Origin of the sequence: Synechococcus sp. R55.7, from assembly GCF_047461955.1 — a bacterium.
Lineage (GTDB): Bacteria > Cyanobacteriota > Cyanobacteriia > Thermostichales > Thermostichaceae > Thermostichus.
The window spans coordinates 1-13,755 of record NZ_JANSIC010000046.1 but is presented as its reverse complement, the minus strand read 5'-3'; the positions used below and the strand labels follow the sequence as shown (position 1 = coordinate 13,755).

The 13,755-nt window shown below is 51.8% G+C and carries 12 protein-coding genes; 6 read left to right on the top strand and 6 right to left on the bottom strand.

Going from position 1 to position 13,755, the window contains the following annotated elements; translation table 11 throughout:
• Positions 1-40: 40 nt before the first annotated feature.
• Entirely contained in the window at positions 41-655 is a 615-nt protein-coding gene (locus tag NW820_RS03915; RefSeq protein ID WP_414406741.1) for a Uma2 family endonuclease, read from the top strand.
• Positions 656-849: 194 nt separating this feature from the next.
• Positions 850-1,464, top strand: a complete 615-nt coding sequence (locus NW820_RS03910) for a Uma2 family endonuclease (RefSeq protein WP_414406740.1) — start codon at positions 850-852, stop codon at positions 1,462-1,464.
• Positions 1,465-1,558: 94 nt separating this feature from the next.
• On the opposite strand, the gene NW820_RS03905 is transcribed toward NW820_RS03910, so the two are convergent.
• Positions 1,559-4,270 (bottom strand): phospholipase D-like domain-containing anti-phage protein, encoded by a 2,712-nt coding sequence (locus tag NW820_RS03905; RefSeq protein WP_414406739.1) that lies wholly within the window; start codon positions 4,268-4,270, stop codon positions 1,559-1,561.
• A gap of 102 nt (positions 4,271-4,372) precedes the next feature.
• On the opposite strand from NW820_RS03905, the gene NW820_RS03900 reads away from it, so the two are divergent.
• Both NW820_RS03900 and NW820_RS03895 read left to right on the top strand, forming a co-directional pair.
• Positions 4,373-4,888, top strand: coding sequence for a nucleotidyltransferase domain-containing protein (locus tag NW820_RS03900; RefSeq protein WP_414357407.1), 516 nt, complete (start codon positions 4,373-4,375; stop codon positions 4,886-4,888).
• Positions 4,848-5,297, top strand: a complete 450-nt coding sequence (locus NW820_RS03895) for a HEPN domain-containing protein (protein ID WP_414398902.1) — start codon at positions 4,848-4,850, stop codon at positions 5,295-5,297. Before NW820_RS03900 ends, NW820_RS03895 begins: the two co-directional genes overlap by 41 nt.
• Before the next feature lie 21 nt (positions 5,298-5,318).
• On the opposite strand, the gene NW820_RS03890 is transcribed toward NW820_RS03895, so the two are convergent.
• The gene (locus tag NW820_RS03890; protein ID WP_414406742.1) at positions 5,319-8,081 is read right to left on the bottom strand and encodes an anti-phage-associated DUF1156 domain-containing protein; all 2,763 of its coding nucleotides are present in this window, start codon (positions 8,079-8,081) and stop codon (positions 5,319-5,321) included.
• 106 nt (positions 8,082-8,187) lie between these two features.
• Between NW820_RS03890 and NW820_RS03885 the strand changes: the two genes are divergently transcribed.
• Both NW820_RS03885 and NW820_RS03880 read left to right on the top strand, forming a co-directional pair.
• Positions 8,188-8,427: a DUF433 domain-containing protein gene (locus NW820_RS03885; RefSeq protein WP_414406738.1), complete on the top strand. Its 240-nt coding sequence runs from the start codon at positions 8,188-8,190 to the stop codon at positions 8,425-8,427.
• Positions 8,427-8,597: a DUF5615 family PIN-like protein gene (locus tag NW820_RS03880; protein ID WP_414406737.1), complete on the top strand. Its 171-nt coding sequence runs from the start codon at positions 8,427-8,429 to the stop codon at positions 8,595-8,597. Before NW820_RS03885 ends, NW820_RS03880 begins: the two co-directional genes overlap by 1 nt.
• An 89-nt stretch (positions 8,598-8,686) precedes the next feature.
• On the opposite strand, the gene NW820_RS03875 is transcribed toward NW820_RS03880, so the two are convergent.
• The 4 genes from NW820_RS03875 to NW820_RS03860 all read right to left on the bottom strand — a co-directional run.
• On the bottom strand, positions 8,687-8,908 hold the full coding sequence (locus tag NW820_RS03875; RefSeq protein WP_011433323.1) for a hypothetical protein: 222 nt from the start codon (positions 8,906-8,908) through the stop codon (positions 8,687-8,689).
• A gap of 38 nt (positions 8,909-8,946) precedes the next feature.
• Positions 8,947-9,624, bottom strand: coding sequence for an anti-phage-associated DUF3780 domain-containing protein (locus tag NW820_RS03870; protein WP_083757646.1), 678 nt, complete (start codon positions 9,622-9,624; stop codon positions 8,947-8,949).
• Positions 9,621-12,701, bottom strand: coding sequence for an anti-phage-associated DUF499 domain-containing protein (locus tag NW820_RS03865; RefSeq protein ID WP_414406736.1), 3,081 nt, complete (start codon positions 12,699-12,701; stop codon positions 9,621-9,623). Before NW820_RS03865 ends, NW820_RS03870 begins: the two co-directional genes overlap by 4 nt.
• Before the next feature lie 104 nt (positions 12,702-12,805).
• Positions 12,806-13,755 (bottom strand): RNA-guided endonuclease InsQ/TnpB family protein (locus tag NW820_RS03860; protein ID WP_414406735.1); only part of this gene is annotated, 950 nt, incomplete at its 5' end.

Below are 13,755 nucleotides of genomic sequence, written 5' to 3'. Positions count from 1 at the left end.
TGACCGCTTGATCCATTCTGCCGCTGCCTGAGGAGATGCCATGACCACTGCCCTCGCCCCCCGTAAAACCCACACTTCAGAGGAATACTTTGCCCTGGAAGCTGAATCAGAGGCCACAGGCGGGATCCGCCGTGAATTTCGCAATGGGGAAATTATTGAGATAACTGGCGGCACACCCATTCATAGCCAACTGATTACCAGTGTCAATGCCCTACTTTGGCTTAAGCTAAGAGGCAAGGGTTTTTCCGTTTTTTCTAGTGATCTCAGACTTTACATACCTGCCTTCGAACAATATGTCTATCTCGATGGTATGGTGATCCAAAACCCAGTTCAGCTTAAAGAAGGGCGCAAGGATACTGTCACTAACCCTATCTTAATTGTGGAAGTGCTCTCGCCTGCCACCGAAAGCTACGATAGAGGAGCGAAGTTTGCTGCCTATCGCTCTCTCCCAACTTTACAGGAGTATCTGCTAATTGACCAAGCTCGAATCAGTGTAGAACACTACCGCCGCCAGGGAAATGTCGAGTGGATCTTCAGGGACTACCATGCCCTGGATGATGTTGTTACGCTGCCATCTGTCAACATCACTTTTTCCCTGGCAGACATTTACGGTGATATTGAATTAGAGCAAGATTCAAATGCAACACGCTCCTGACAAGAAACTACTCCCCCACTTGAAACGTAGATGAGGCAAGTTGGGAATGCCTGAAGTGATTCTGCTAGATATCTACATCCGGCTCTGGCTAGGGTTACACGGCTATGCCATAAAAGACTACTAAAGGATGAGATGGGCGACAATGTTTGCAGAAGTATCTAGGGCGTTTTAACTCATTCAAGGGAGGAAAAACTATGACTGCTACCTATGCTGTGTCTTCTAAGCCAATGACTTTTGCTGAGTTTCTGGAGTGGAAACCTAACAGACGATACGAACTACACAACGGAGTTGCGGTTGAGATGCAACCCACAGGGAAACATGATGAAATCAGTGGTTTTCTTGCCACCGAATTGGCATTAGAAATCCGCAGGTGCAACCTCAACTATTTTCTAGGTCGGGACACCTTGATCAAGGCGCCGGAAGGCGATACTGCCTACGCTCCTGATGGAGTGGTGATTGACCGTACCGCCTTGGCCAGAGAACCCCTGTGGCAGAAATCCTCGACGCTCATCCACGGAACCTCTATTCCTCTTGTCATTGAAATTACCAGCAACAACTGGCGAGATGACTACTGGCATAAGCTGAGTGACTACGAGACGTTAGGTATTGCCGAATACTGGATCGTTGACTACCAAGCGTTGGGGGGTCGTCGGTACATTGGCGAGCCGAAGGTTCCCACAATCTCGGTTTTCCAACTGGTCAATGAGGAATATCAGGCGCAATTATTTCGGGGCAATGACCGGATTCGCTCTAAAGTTTTCCCTGAATTAAACCTCACGGCTGAGCAGATTTTTCGGGCTGGAGCCTAGCATGGTCAAGGCACTTCCGCCCGTATTAGCTCGTGGTCAGAGGCAACTTTTTCCAGCCCATTGGCAGAAGCATATCGAATTGGCTGATATATGGCTACCACCCTTCTGAAAGACGTTCCACAATATCCCGACGGGACAACACCTTTTCGCAGGTCTCCCATCTTGGGCCTTTGGGTTCAACTGTGCTTGCGTAGCGCAGCTCAAAAGCGTTGGCCTGTTTCTTGCGCTCTGTAAACTCCTGCAATTTGGCCTCCAGAGTTTCGATATTCTCAATCCACTCATCTTCGATAGTATCGGGCAAAGAACCGAACAAGTCGTAGCGATCTTTCATCCGCTGAGAAAGCACCTCGTATACCTTTTCGTCGTGGGTACCGTGGTACACCAGGTTGAGCATGTCCACACGGTCGCGGGTCTGACCAAAGCGCTTGATCCGCCCGATGCGCTGCTCTAGGCGGGAAGGATTCCAAGGGAGATCAATGTTGATCAGCGTGCCCAAAGTTTGGAGATTCAGACCTTCACAAGCAGCATCGGTGGCCACCACCAGCCGAATGGTACGCTCTCGCACGGCTCTCTTGATATCTTCCCGCTCTGCGCTCCGCCATTCTCCGGCAAAAAACAAACCCGACTTGTGGGCGCCTGCATAGAGAGCCACACTTTCTTGAGGCAGACGTTGGCTCAGGTTGTTGGCCACCCAATGGGCGGTATCAAAATACTGGCTGAAAATGATGCATCCCAAGTCCAGCCAGTGTCGTTCCTGTAGGAAATAGAGGACGGCATCGAGTTTGGGATCCGTGCTCTTTTGGCTCAAGACGCTAACAATGCGCTCCAAATGGGCATATTCTGCCTCTAAAATCTCTGGAAGGTTGTCTAACAGCCAATCTTCTTCTCCGTCCTCCTCAAAAAAACGCCGCTTTTCCAGTAGTTTCTGAGCCGTAGATAGGCCGCTGGCAATACTGGAGCAGATCCGGCTTTGCATGATGCTTTTCATAAACCCAGCGGATTGGGTACGCTGTCTCAAAGCCCTAGCAAAATCTTGGGCAGCTTCATAGGCCACATCAAATTCGGGAGAAGTGAGCAAACCCAGCCCACAGAACATGGGCAATTGCTCTCCCTCGCTCGGCCAAATATCGACGGCAATCCGCTCAAGCAAGCCCAATTCTTCCAAGGTAGAGCGTTTTCGCAATACGGTATGGCGCAGAATTGGGTTGTGTCGCTGGAAAAAAGTCAGCCCCTGTTGGCGCTCTTCCAGGGCATCTCGCAGTTCTTGGCGGGTGAAGTCCTCCAATTCCGTCAGGGGCTTATCTGTGAAGTGTTGACCTTTGAAGAGCTTCAGATCGCTGCGGATGTGGTCAAACAAGGGATCCTCAACAGATGGCGGCAGAGGATTGCGGAGCAAATTCCAGGCAAAATGCTCGTCGGTCACTGCTTGTTGTCCTGTCAAGATGGGCAGGATCCTTTGCGTCTGCTGCCACAACTGCTGATGCCGTCGTCCCAACACATGCTCGGCACCGCTGTTGAGCACTCCCAGCAGATCCCACAGTTCCTCAACATGGGTTTGGATGGGGGTGGCTGTGCCCAAAAGGACGTGCTTGGACTGGGTGGCCGCCTTGCCCATAAAGTCCAAGAGATTGTTGGGTTTGGGATCCCTTACCGTGACACCACGGGTACAGCGGGCGCGGTGGGCCTCATCCAGGACAATCGTGCCAAAGCGTCGTTCCAAAAGGCATTGGGCTTCGGGGGCATTGTGAAAGATGAGACCCGTAGAAACAATACCAATTTGATAGGGGCAACGGCCAATACCTTCAGCACCCTTGGTTTTGATGATGTGCCCATTGGCATCTTGCCATACCTTGCGGTTGGAGAGCCACACAGCAGAGGGAATGCCCAGTTTATCTTTGAGTTCCACTTGCCACTGCTGGCAGAGGGTAGCCGGACAAAGAATTAAGGCTGGCCCATCTTCCAAAAGGCACGCCACCATCGCCGCAACCGCCAAAGACAAGGTTTTACCCAGCCCCACTTCATCTGCCAGAATGAGTCGCACTGCACCATACAGCTCTCGGTGTTCCAGGAACATTTCCACAAACGACTGCTGCCATGGTTTGAGAACCTCACCCCGGCGATAGAGAGGGGCTTCCACCAATGCGGCTCCAGGAACATCGACAGGTTGCAAGTCTTGAAGAAATACCTCTACCTTGCGAGATAATCGCCCCACCTCTTCCACAATCGCTTCTGGCAGAGGAACACTCCGTTCCCACAGGTACTGAAACTCCGCTTCGACCCAAGCAACCCCTTCTGGCGACTGGTCTTCCCAGACAATTTCGTAATGCTCTTGCCATCCCTGCCGCGTTTCGTTGAGGCTGCCGATAAAAGCAGATTTGGTGCCATCTCTTGCCTCAATAACACCTGCTTTGCCGTGGAGAAAGGGGGCATCTGCGGCTGACACCACTCGCACTTCCACTTTGCCGCTTTTGAGGATTTCGTAAAGTTGACGGTAGCGGGGGCGCTGTAATAGGCTGGTGATCGATTCTCCTTTCTCTTCGTTCCATTTTTCTTTGAGCGCCATTTCTCTGGCCTGGCGGGAAGCTTTGCCGATGGCAATATCCCAGGGATCCAAGTCGCTGTTACAGACGATCTGCACCTGCTCGATGTGTGTAATCTCTTCAGTCACCAATTCAAAAATAGAAGAGCGAAAGTACCCAGCAATGCGCTTGTAGGTGCGTGCCTTTGCCAGGCGATCTTTGAGAAAGACATGGCTGAGCCGCTGCTGGCGGGAACTGAAACGGCGTAGGAAAGAAGTGCTGGACATGGCGGGCTGGGGTAAAATTGTAACAATACTCTAGCCTTAAAATGAGCAGCCGAAGGCGCAAGCAGCGTCTTTGCAGAATAAGCTGATCAGCGCAAGGTAGCCATGTCAACCGTACAAGAGTCTGCAGGCTTTCAGGGCAGAGAGAAGCGCAGCATAGGAATATCCGAAGCACAAGCGCGGCTTATTCAAGAGAAAATTCAATCCGTCTTTGGCTCGGATCTGTGGGCTATTGTTGTCTATGGATCCCGCGCCAATAATTCATGGGTTCACGGCTCTGACCTCGATTTATTAGTAATTGCAGAGAATATACCCGATTGCAGAAGCAGAGATGACTTACTGCTTCCTACCTGCAGGGATCTAGAAAAACTTCTTGGCTTGGAGATAAACTTTATCTTGCTAAAGCCCACAGAGCTATGCAGGCCAGCCAGCTTGACTTATGAAGTGGCTACCAACCACCACATCATCTATGAAAAGCAGAACTGCATCACGCAGATCAGGGATATAGTCAATCAACTCATCTGTGACAGTTTAATTACGTATAAAGTATGCCGGGGGATCCCCTATTGGGTGAATAACGATGAGAAAGAAATTAGCAAGAGACTACTATCAAAGGGCTAATTATCGCATCCAAGCGTTGTCATTCTTCTATGAGGTTGGCGATTACGCTGATGTAGTTCGGATGTGCCAAGAAATCATTGAGTTATTCATCAAAGCTTGCCTAATCATTAAGGGAATAAACTACGGCAAAACCCATGACCCTGGTGGCCAAGTAGCAGAAAATAGAGAACGGTTCCCAGAGCTTTCTGACGAGGAAATAGCCTTGCTGGAAAACATATCATTTGAGATGCGCAAAGATAGGGAGTTGGCTTTTTATGGAGCTGTAGATATTGTCCCCTTGGAATACTACAAACAAAAAAATGCGGACAAGGCTATAGCTTATGTTAACCAAATAAAGTCGATTGTTGAGAAATACTTTAACTCAGATGCTGAGCTTGAAGGAAGCCCTGACAATACAACTTGTGAGTGAGTTAATCCTATAACTTCTTCTTCAACCCAAGCGTTCATTTCTGATAAGGGCGAGCAAGATCCCGGCGGCTGAGGACTCTTCTGGATAGCGGTGTTCTCGCTTGCGGGCAATGTATTGACAAAAAGCCACCAAATCATCCCGGCGCGTGTGGTAGCTGGGCACCAAAGACCGCAGGTGTTCCATCACCTCATCGCTATCCGCCTCTTTCTGCAGTTCGTAGAGAGCAAACAAAACGGCTCGCAGTGCTGAGCGGCCAAATTCGCCCTCAAAGCTGCTCTTCTTGAAGTCTAGAGCATTTTTGAGTCGGGCATTGTTGGGCTGCTGAGAGGCCATCAATTCGCCATAGTCGCCAACTCGAAATGCCTTGGCAAAGTTCTGGTAGTTGTCCAGCTTCTTCAGCCCTACCGCTTCCAGTTCCATCATTTTCAGATAAAAGCGCTCTGCACCACAGCACCCCTCCCACACCCCCTGCGCGATGCCTTCAGGTACAAGATGCTCATTGGCAACCTGCACGGCATAATCAATAATTTCCCGAACGATATCTCTTTCGCCTTTGGGTCGGGGGCGCAGGGCTGCTGCCACCATATCCTGTCCATCAATGCGCCGGTAGCCCGTCAATACCCGCAACGCTGCCGCATAACCTGCCATTTGCAAATCGGCATCTTCAAACAGGTTTTCGGTGCGCCCCTTGCCTCGGGTGCTTTGATTTAGCCCCACCATGGTTTCAATCTGATGGGCAACTTCTTGCCGCACCTCTTCCACCAGCTCATCCCGATAGGCAGAAGTATCTTGCAACCGCTTACGCGCCACCAGCAACACCGTGCCTTGCACATAACCGCCCTTTTTGAGTTCAGAAGTGGTTTCGGTGGCAATGTACCAAGCGGCTGTAACTTGCAAGCCCGCCCCCCACATGATGCTGGCCATATCCGACCACACTTCGGCATCCTGATGGGTGAACATCACGATTTGCAAGCCGTTGTCGGGCATGTGGTTTGCCAAGGCAGTATAGGCGGCAATCATATCCTGACGGAACTTTTCCCCCTTGCCCTGAATGGCTAAAGCTCTGCGACTGTCCCACACCCAATCGGCAAATTCTTTGGGTGGATTCTTTCGCAACCACGCGATGAAAAATTCCGTGATCTCGTGGTAATGCACTGCATCCGCATACGGTGGATCAGTGATGAAAATGTTACTGGACTCAAGAACTTCCCTGGCAGGTGAAGCAACTATAGAGCTTGAGGACAGGATTTGAGCTTTACCCTTGTTCCAATCTGTACTAAGCGTATGATTCTCGTAGTATTTGACACCTCGTATTCCCCAATTAAAAAATGTATTGAGAGCTTGATTAGTAAAAACGTTTGATACTTTATCACAACCATCATTTGAGTCCCATTTCGTTAAACGTCCTGACCAATCCAATGACTTTGAGAAAATCAAGGCAAGTTCTGAGGCTCTTTTTTGATATTTGATGTTCTTAGAATAAAGCGCATTCACAAAAAGCTGTCGTGCATTAAACAAATGATGCCAATAAGTCCAGCCCCGCTCTCGACTTAAGCGTGTGGTTTCTTCTCCAGGTTCAATCGGCATATCGGGTACCAGTCCAGCTTCTTGCCAGGCGGCGAGGTTTTCTCTAACGATTTGCTCTACTTTGCGCTCTCGTTCTAGGTCGGCGGGGGTGACGCTGGCGAAAAAGGTTTCTTGACGGCTCTTGCCCAATGTTTCGGCGGTGATCCACTGAATGCAATACAGCCGTTCCTGAAAAATATCGTCGGGGCGAGGCATAAAATCGTGCTTTTCCCAACGGCGCAGTTTATTGCCAGTCGTGCCATCGGGAAGGCGGTAATCCCCACGAAGGGTTCTAATGGGCGTGCGGTATTCTTCTCCATCCAAGACATACACCAAATCCCCATTTTGTACAGTGCCTTTGGCGGCAGCTTTCATTTCCGCCTCGCTTACGCCGCTCACAATGTCAATCTCAAAGCGTTTTTGCTCCCGATTTGGGATCAACTTCGCCACCACATTGTGGGTTTTGCTGATCACCCAACTGGGAGCCATTGGCACCATCCAGCCGGTGTGGGGGCAACGGGTTTCTAGGCAGTATAGGTAGGCTTTGGCGCGGTTGCCGTGCTCATCATGCTCAATGCCTAGAGCAGTAATTTCCCGATCCACCGCCTCAGCCACTGCTTTTTGGGCTGCTTCAATTTCCCGACGGGTGGCTTCATCGGCTCCCACGATATTCAGCGCTCCCCAAGTGAGCATACAGGCAATGGGATTGAGGTCGCTGGCATAGACATCGCATCCCAGCCTTGCCGCCTCAAAGGGAATTTGACCGCTGCCGCAAAAAGTATCCCCCACTCGTGGGCGATGCCCAAACCGCAAAATCCCCAGTTGCTCCACCAATTCCGGAAAGCTGTGGGCATTTGTCCCCAAATGTTGGTTCACCCGATCCCAAATGGGGCCGTAGAGGGTGGCATCGTCGCATTCTTCTGGGCGTTTGCAGAGTTCCAGTTTTTCGAGGTAAGAGCCTTGTGCCAATTTGGGTTTATCCCGTTGCGATTTCAGACGGCGTTCCAAACTGCTGTCAGCAATGCCCATCAGCAACTCAAACACTTCCAGATCGGCTTCGGGGTTATCCGTTGCAGGTAGCAATGCCCCCAATACGCAAGCTTTGGCCAGGATCAGAGGTTTGCGCCCTTTCCAATAGCTCCCCAACGCCGTGAGGGTTTGGCCAGCCCCAGCTTTGCGTTCCTTTTGCGCTTCGGCGCTGATTTTTTGGGCAGGCAAGAGCCGCTCGATCAAACTCGGCTTATCTTTCCAAGCAAGGGGGATGATGGACAAGGGAGATCTCCGGCGATACCATCGATCATGGTAGCTCTTAGGGCCCTAAGCCGTGAACTGGGAAGACTATATTCATTCGGATCCCGATATTCTCCTGGGTAAGCCAGTTTTCAGAGGAAGTCGCCTATCGGTGGAATTTATTTTGGGGCTATTTTCGGCAGGCTGGACGGAAAAGCAGATTTTGGAAAACTACCCTACGCTGACTCCAGAAGTACTTAGGGCTATGTTTAGCTATATCCAAGAATGTATGCGTGAAATGAACTTCTACAGTTTTTCAGATAAAGTCAGTTGATGCAATTTCTCGTCAATGAAAATTTTCCACGCTTAAGTATCTGTCTATTGCGAGATGCTGGCTTAGATGTGGCATCGCTCTCAGAGGAAGCTCCAGGTAATAAAGATTTCGAGGTCTTGGCTAGAGCTGCACAAGAGAAGCGGATTATATTGACTTTTGATCGGGATTAGCGTCCTTTGTAAGTCTAGCTTGTCCAAATCTGGAATGGACTCTGGAAGAGCGTTAAACAACTTGCGAAACTGGGCAGTGGTGCGAGATTTCACAGTGTTTCGGGGTTTAATTCTTCCGTCTTGCCTGCTTGATACTCGGCTATTGCCTCGGCACCGAGTTTTGCTAACATATCCGCTGAAGAAGCAAAGGATTCTTCCCATCGCTGATCGTCTTCTAGCTCATCAAGAATCAGGCTGGCAATTGCATTTTGCTCCTCTGTGGGTAGAGCTTTTAACTTGCTAATCGCTTTCTCCAGCAGTTCTGTCATCATTTGCATTCTCCCAAATAGGCGTTTTTATCTAGTATAACTTAATCTCTTAGCTTTGTCGTGCCAATGGTTGCTTCACTATCCCAAAAGGGCGAGGGATCTTCTTGCAAGCAGGATAACAGGCTGAGTTGATCGGCTTCTACGGCTTCGCTACGCAAGCTATCGGAACAAGCTGGCTGGTATGGGCGCTTGACCGGAGTGGGCACACTCAGTTCCGTCAAGGGATTTTCTGTGAGGGCATAGCGCAGGGCTTTGCGCCAACCGATATTCCCGTGATCGACACCCCCTGTCGCCGCTGCTGTCATGGTGTAAAGCCACCAGCGCTCTTCTGGACGCAGCCCTCTCCAGTTGCGAATGGCATTGGGGATCGCCTCCGGTTTGGCCCGTTCTACTGCCCAAGCCAGCACCAGCAATTCCTTCCCCAGCAGACGTTCTACGAGGTTGCGGCCAGTTGTCCAACGGCTCGGATTCATTTTTTTCGCCCGCAGGCGGTCATTAAACTCTTGTTTGAGATCCTCAGCAATCTGGCTCCAGATAGACCGGCTGAGAACACAGCGCTCCGCAATGTCCGGCTGTCCGTTGATGCCCGCCTTGATGCCATAGACTTCGTAAATCAGCACAGGAGCGGTTCTGCCGGCAGGTATTTCGACCACAAAGTGGTGGGGATCAACGGTTTTGGGACAGCCGAACCCCACCGTCTCCCATTTTTTATCGCTCACTGCTCTACCTCTCCCGGCTCAGGATTGATTTCCAACCGATGCAAAAAGACTTCCAAATCGTGGCCGCTGCTGAAGTGTAGGTCGTCCAAGCGCAGACTCACCTCTGCCGTCTCATTGCCCAAAGCCTGACGTGCTATCGCAATAAACTGCTCAATGTCTTCCGCTTTTACCACCATATCGCTTCCAAACCGGGTGGTGATGGCTCGGTTCCCTTCCCCCACGGTTAGGGAGATCCCACCCGCCAGTCGCACACCCAAAGCCTTGCTCTGATTGATGGCCGTATAACTCGCCTTATTTCCTTGCAGGTTGAGGCGCTTGTGCAGCTTAGCCGGTTTGTTTTTGTCAATCACCGGCCCTTTTTGGTCGAGCGCCGGGATCGTGAATTTGCGAGTGGTGCTCACCCCTTGATCTTCGGCGTAGGCATAGATGGTAACGGCTTCTGATCCCTCTAGTTCGATGGGGCCAGTGTAGAGGGTGCCTTCCCGTGGGTTAATGCCCGTGGTGTTCCAGCGAATTTGACCACGGGGTTTCACGGTTAGCTCTACGGTGCGCTTGCCGCCGCCAATACGAGGCTGGTGGGTGAGGGTCAGCGTATTCTTCCAAGCATAGACATCCCCTGTCTCGTGCCGGCCATCCGGGTCAATGGCGACAAACCACAGGGCAGTGGCATCGGTTGTCCAGATCGTATCGGGCACCACAGGGCTGTTGGCATCCACATTGGGCGTGTAGCTGTAGTGAACACGGCCATTTTTGCCCGCATCTCGAGGCAGAATTTCCAAGGTAGCCGTACCGGTGCGGTCATCGTATTCTCGCTGGGTGATGGCTACGGATGTGCGGGGGGGCGGAAAGGGCCCCTTTTCGATGTATCCATCTTCGGTGTACCGCCAGCGACCTTGGCTGACGGCTATCTGCCGCAGGGTATCCATTCCTTTGGGGGGCAACCAGGGCCAGCGCTCGTTGGTGATGGTGCGGGAAACCACGTCTCGCCAAGGGATACGCCGCTCTCCCCCTGCCGGCCACAACAGGTCTTCTGCTCGCGACAGCAACGCCTCGGCATTGGCTTCCACATCGACATACAGCTTGGATGCACCGACATCGGATAGGGCTTTTTCGATCTGCTCTTCAGCATGGAAGGTATTGCCCGTAAAGGTCATGGAGAGCTTGGTAGGAGTCAGTTTGCCCTTGATGGGGTAATAGACCCGATTGAACAGGCTGACCACAGTGGCGTTAAAGTCGTAGGCGGCTTGTTCGGCCTCTTCCTCCAGTTCTGCTTTGTGGGGGGATTTGTCTCCACCGGTTTCTTCCAGTACTCGGGCAACGGCCCACAAACGACGGGTTTTGTCTTCTAGGCTGGCCAGATTGGAGCCATCTCCGGTAACCACACAAAAGTTGTTCTTCTCGGGAACACTTTCCCAAAACTGCTGGGCCTCTTCTGGGGGTGTTTTGCTGTCTGGGCTGAGTACCAGGCACACCCGCGGGCCATTGAGGCGAATCTCATCAATTTTGGGCAGGGCTTGCACCTCTTGATAGGCAATCCGCCGTTGGGGTCGGAAAATTTCTTCCAGCCGCCGCTTCATTTCCGCATCAATTTTCGGCTGGGGAGCGTTGCGGGCACGGCTATCAATGCGCTTACGCAGGTTCTCGATGTTGGAAAAGTACCAAGCATCGTTTTCTTTGCGGTGCAGGTACCAGGCGTTGGCACGGAACGCTTGAAAAGCATCCTGAAATTCGCTGACATTCCGCTGAGGAGCTACTAGGTATTCCAAAAATTGCCCCTCGGTAAAGCCTTTCACGGCATCAACTGATTCAGACAGAGAGGCAGTCAACAGCAGGGCAGCAATCTGACTGGCAGCATCATGGCCCAGTTTTTGATCCACCAGTTCAGCGACAGCAGTGCCATTGGCCGCAATATCGTGGGCAATCGCTCCCTGTAGATTGCTGATTTTGTTGATCTCTTCCCGCACATCTGGGATGTTGAGGTTCAGATGCTGGCAACCGATCAGGTAGACATCGTTGCTGGGACGCTCCCATACCGACTGGATTATTTTTGAAACAAACTGCATCAAGCCGCGAGTTTGACGGTAGCTTTCGTTTTCCTTAAATAGGGCAATGATGTGCTTAACCGAAGGATGGAAAGGGTAAGAAGCATGAATTTCGGCGGCAATTTGTTCGGCAGTTTTGGCAATTGATTTGGCTCTGGCTGCATCTCCCAGCACTTTTGCGTAGGCAGAAGCAACTGCATCAATGGTTTGTACATTGGGCAGGGAGCTAAATAGCCGCTTGCGGAGAATGTCGTAAATTTCCGATGTGCCCAGGTCTACCGGTGTGATGGATCGCGCTTGGCGGTTGGTTTCTTGAGCGAAGTTACCGATTGCTTTTTGCAGTTCCCGTGAGGCTCCTTCGTAGCTGCCGGATAGGTTGGAAATGACAATGCAGCAGCGCTTTAACTTCAAGGCGGCACTCAGCAGGTTCGATAGGGCGTAGGTTGTCACTTGCGCCAATGTACCTCCGCCCACCATGCGGGTAATGGCGTAGTCGAAGTAGGGCGGCAGCTCGTCCAATAGAATGAGGGTGGGTTCATCTCCAATTAAATCAATCCAATCCTGCTCACTGGGGGCATCTGCTCCGTGCTGCCAAAATTTGACAAAAGCCTCTTCTTTCCCCAGTTGCCGGGCAATCTCTCCCCAAATAAACCGTTGCTCGAACTTGAGGCGTCCATTGATGGCAACCAGTTTAGCGTCGGCAAAAGGAGCATCTTGAGTGATGTCTGGCACAACCTCGGCACGCAAAGCGGCATCCCGCGCCAGCAACCCTAGGGCAATCATGGAGTGGGTTTTACCACCCCCCATCGCCTGTTTGAGTTCAAACACCGCTTGGTCGGAGCGACCTGCCAGCCGTTTGAGCCCCTGACGCAGCAACAGATCCATCCCGCGGGTAATGTGGTTTTTGGCGAAGAATGCCCGGGCATCCTCTGCTGTATGCTCGATAACATTCGACAGATTTTCAATTTGCTCAACTATGGCGTAGTTCAAGGCCATAGGATGAATTTGACAAACGTCTTTGACGGTGGGAATCATTGCGGCTAGCTCCTGCTACCCAAGATGGTGACCCTCTCTTCAACTATAAGGAACTGTGGGGGGTGTTCAGTATTTAGCAGAGGTAAACTACCCGGCTCCGACCGCTAAGCGGTACGGAGCGGGCTTTCAGTAGCCCTGAGCCTGCTCTGCCCTACCAGAGAACAAAACAGGCCCGAACCTCTAGGCTGGTTTACGGCAGCCCCCAAAAGCGCAATTACGTTTGCACCATTCAAATCCGCATCTCCTTCCCATCCACAGTGCCCACACTTGAACGACTTGCCACTGCGGTAGGACTTGCCCTGCTCAGGGTGGATGTGTAAGCACCGGTGACAGGTCTGCGACGTGTAAGCAGGCGGCACAGGAATCAGAGAAACCCCTGCAACCCTCGCCTTGTATTCCAGAAACTGACGTAGTTGGTAGAACGCCCAACTGTTGGCCCTGCGCCGCTCGGCTTTGCTGCGCGGCTGTTGATTGACTCTTTTCCGGATCCCTGTCAGGTCTTCCAGAGCGATAGCGCTGTTGGTAGCTTTTGCCCTAGAGACAATAGCTTTGGAGATGCGATGATTGACCCACGTTTGAAAGCGTCTCTCCTTGCCAGACAGCCGTTGCAACAGTTGACGGCATCTGCGCCGCGAACTGCGTGTGCCCTTACTGGCTTTGCGTTGGAGTGCCGCCCTCAACCGGGAGTAGTGGTCTCGGACTCTGTTCAACTGCTGTCCATTCCAGTTATCACCCTCTGACGTATGGGCAATATCCGTCCTCCCCAAGTCCACCCCCAGCACTCTGCCCGTGCGTTGCGGTGGGGATGGCTCCGCTTCCACACAGATTTGAATGGAGTAGGAGCCATCTTTACGCTTGACCAGAGTGGCCGATTTGGGATTGGAGCCCGCCAGCCGTTCTCTCTGGTAGCGGCCAATCGCCAGCCCAAAGCGCTCCCGACCCTCCACCGTGGTCAGCGACACCGTCCAGTCTTTCTCGCGGAACGAAAAGATACGAGCGTCGTAGGTAGCGAAGCCCCCCTTGAACGCTTTGACGGGGCGGTTTTTCTGTTGGG

What these genes read in the sequence shown, in the direction of transcription:
- NW820_RS03915 (WP_414406741.1), top strand. Translation starts at nt 41, where the DNA reads ATGACCACTGCCCTCGCCCCCCGTAAAACCCACACTTCAGAGGAATAC.
- NW820_RS03910 (WP_414406740.1), top strand. Translation starts at nt 850, where the DNA reads ATGACTGCTACCTATGCTGTGTCTTCTAAGCCAATGACTTTTGCTGAG.
- NW820_RS03905 (WP_414406739.1), bottom strand. Translation starts at nt 4,270, where the DNA reads ATGTCCAGCACTTCTTTCCTACGCCGTTTCAGTTCCCGCCAGCAGCGG.
- NW820_RS03900 (WP_414357407.1), top strand. Translation starts at nt 4,373, where the DNA reads ATGTCAACCGTACAAGAGTCTGCAGGCTTTCAGGGCAGAGAGAAGCGC.
- NW820_RS03895 (WP_414398902.1), top strand. Translation starts at nt 4,848, where the DNA reads ATGAGAAAGAAATTAGCAAGAGACTACTATCAAAGGGCTAATTATCGC.
- NW820_RS03880 (WP_414406737.1), top strand. Translation starts at nt 8,427, where the DNA reads ATGCAATTTCTCGTCAATGAAAATTTTCCACGCTTAAGTATCTGTCTA.
- NW820_RS03875 (WP_011433323.1), bottom strand. Translation starts at nt 8,908, where the DNA reads ATGATGACAGAACTGCTGGAGAAAGCGATTAGCAAGTTAAAAGCTCTA.
- NW820_RS03865 (WP_414406736.1), bottom strand. Translation starts at nt 12,701, where the DNA reads ATGATTCCCACCGTCAAAGACGTTTGTCAAATTCATCCTATGGCCTTG.